4 protein-coding genes are annotated in these 2542 nt (G+C 55.6%); all 4 read left to right on the forward strand.

Annotation, left to right across the window (positions count from 1 at the left end; genetic code table 11):
* A partial coding sequence (locus IEX01_RS21375) for a fimbrial protein (RefSeq protein ID WP_188724512.1) occupies positions 1–434 on the forward strand: 434 nt, incomplete at its 5' end.
* Positions 435–442: 8 nt separating this feature from the next.
* Positions 443–964 (forward strand): fimbrial protein, encoded by a 522-nt coding sequence (locus IEX01_RS21380; RefSeq protein WP_188724514.1) that lies wholly within the window; start codon positions 443–445, stop codon positions 962–964.
* 8 nt (positions 965–972) lie between these two features.
* Entirely contained in the window at positions 973–1791 is an 819-nt protein-coding gene (locus tag IEX01_RS21385; RefSeq protein WP_188724517.1) for an MrpH family fimbial adhesin, read from the forward strand.
* 91 nt (positions 1792–1882) lie between these two features.
* Positions 1883–2542, forward strand: a 660-nt coding sequence (locus tag IEX01_RS21390) for a pilin glycosylation ligase domain-containing protein (protein ID WP_188724519.1), incomplete at its 3' end; no start/stop codon positions are given.

The raw sequence follows: 2542 nt of genomic DNA on the forward strand, positions 1-2542 counted from the left end.
GCGCGCAGGCCGCCGACAACATGTCGTTCCACGGCACCCTGGTGGCGCCGCCGTGCACCATCAGCAACGGCCGGACCATTGAGGTGGCGTTCGGCAACGACCTCGGCGTCAACAAAATCGACGGCAATAACTATAAGCAGCCGGTGAGCTACACGCTGGACTGTGAGGCAGGCTATACCGCCGGCGGGCTCGCCATTGTGGTGGACACCACCGCGCCGGCGGCGTTCGACGCCTCGGCGGTGAAAACCGACAAAACCGGGCTCGGCCTCCGCATTCTGGTGGACGGCCAGCCGGCGACCTTCGCGAAGCGCGTGGCGGTAAGCAACCCGGCGAGCCCGCCGCAGATCCAGGCGGTGCCGGTGCAGGACCCGGCGGTGACGCTCACCGAAGGCGCCTTTGAGGCCACCATGACGCTGCGCGCGGATTATATGTAGGAACGGACATGAACAAAATTTTACTGGCCGCGCTGGCGCTGGTGTTTTCCGCCGGCGCTTCTGCAGCGGAGGATAACGTGCATTTTTCCGGGGCGCTGGTCTCGGAGCCCTGCACGCTGCCGGATGCAGATACCGATATCAGGCTCGACTTCGGTTCGGTGATAGAAAAGTACCTTTACCAGTACCAGCGCACTAAACCGCAGCCGTTCAGTATTCATCTGCAGGAGTGCGACCCGGCCATCCTCAGTACCGTCAGCGTCACCTTCCAGGGTACGGCGGATACCGAACTCACGGAGCTGCTGGCGCCGGATGCGGCCAGCACGGCGAAAGGGGTGGCGATTGGTCTGGAGTTAACGGACGGCACGCCGCTGGCCATTAATAAAGCCAGCCCGTATACGCAGCTGAGCAGCGGCAATAACACGCTGACGTTTAATGCTTACGTCCAGGCGCGGCCAACCGTGGTTGCAAATAAAACGCTGGCAGCCGGTGATTTTACCGCGACGGCAAATTTTGTGCTGGCGTATCAGTAAGAGATAAAATGATGAAGCGAATTTTAATATCACTGTTTTTTTTATTTATACCCTGCGCATGGAGCAGTCCTTATCCTGTTATAGTCAGCTATAATGCTGGTTGGAACTCTACAGATATTCATGGAGTACAGTCTTGGGGGCTTTATATTAAACAATCTGTGATAGATATCGGTTCCGCCGGGGATTATGTTCCGCCTTCAGGCTATAAAGTTGCCTTGGCTATAAAAGATTATACAGGCGTAACCCCGCAAGATGGTGGAAAGTCAGGCATCGATCACAGGGCGGAGCTTTGGGCCGATGGAAGATCATCTATAAGTAAGATGGCGATGCAGTTGTATAATGATGGTGGTAAAGATATTGTTGCTGTAACTTATTTTGGTACCTACCCACCTTATAATTCATGCGTCGCTTATGCTTATGGTGCGAGTGATGCTTTTTATGGTGGGGGGCCTTGGTCAGGAGTCCGCACCCCTGGTGGGTGTATGACTCTTCCTCCCCTGGATACCTGGTGTAAAATAGTAACGCCAGAAATTGTACTGGATCATGGCTCTATTTCTCTAAGAAATGCAGAAGGGCATTCAGCAGTATCTTCCATGGATGTATCTTGTATTAGCACCATGGCAGTTACGTTTAATTTAATCACTGATGATAAATATGTTTATCTTGATGATGGTAAGTCAGAAATTACGGTTGATAATAAGCCCCTTAAAACTAAAATTGACCTTCCGCAAGGTAACTCCACCCTAACAATTAAAGATTTATTAACGGGCGTAACCAGTGAAGGTTTGCATACGGGAAGTAGCGTACTAGTAATGGCGCCTTATTGAGAATTTTATCAATATATCCTGATTTCCTTTTGCTGCATTACTTTATTTTCGGGAAAGGTTCGCCTTTCCCCTTTTTATTGTTTATCCGCTTATGAAAACCCTGCTGTTATTATTACTCTGCCTGACGCTGTTTTATATTCCCGACTCCGGCGGGTCCGGCGTGGCGTTGCCTTTTAACCTCACGTTTCTCTGCTGGCTGGGGCTGGTTTTAATCATACTGGCCTGGCGATATAGAAACGCAGAATTAAAAGCGCCGCGCCAGCCGCTGCTGCTGGCGGGCGGGCTGCTGCTCCTGCTGCCGTGGCTTTTGCAGGCGCGCGGCAACCCCGGCGTGTGGGTGCTGCTGGCGGCGCTCCTGCTGTGGCTGGCGCTGCTGCGCCTGCCGTTCACGCCACGCCACCGGCGCGCGGCGCTGCTGGCGGTGTTTGTGCTGGCGCTGGGCCAGGCGGGCACCGGCCTGCTGCAGGCCTTCTGCCCGCACCTCGCCGCCCGGCTGTATGAGTTCGACTGGCTGCGCAACCAGGGCCGCCCTTACGGCATTTTCCAGCAGGTGAACCTGCTGGCGAGCTTTCTCGCCACCGGCGCCGGCTGCGGCTTCCTGCTGCTGCTGACGGAACGGCGCGGCAGGGGGATAACCGCTGTGCTGATAACCGCAGGCCTCGGCGTGCTTGCGTTTGTGCTGGCCCTGAACCAGTCCCGCGCCGGGGCTGTCGGCGCTGTCGCCGTCATTGCCGCGCTCTGCGCCGTTGCC

Source organism: Franconibacter daqui, assembly GCF_014644275.1.
GTDB lineage: Bacteria > Pseudomonadota > Gammaproteobacteria > Enterobacterales > Enterobacteriaceae > Franconibacter > Franconibacter pulveris.

Bases quoted from the DNA above. Each gene is read 5' to 3' on its own strand.
- IEX01_RS21380 (WP_188724514.1), top strand. From the start codon at position 443: ATGAACAAAATTTTACTGGCCGCGCTGGCGCTGGTGTTTTCCGCCGGC.
- IEX01_RS21385 (WP_188724517.1), top strand. From the start codon at position 973: ATGATGAAGCGAATTTTAATATCACTGTTTTTTTTATTTATACCCTGC.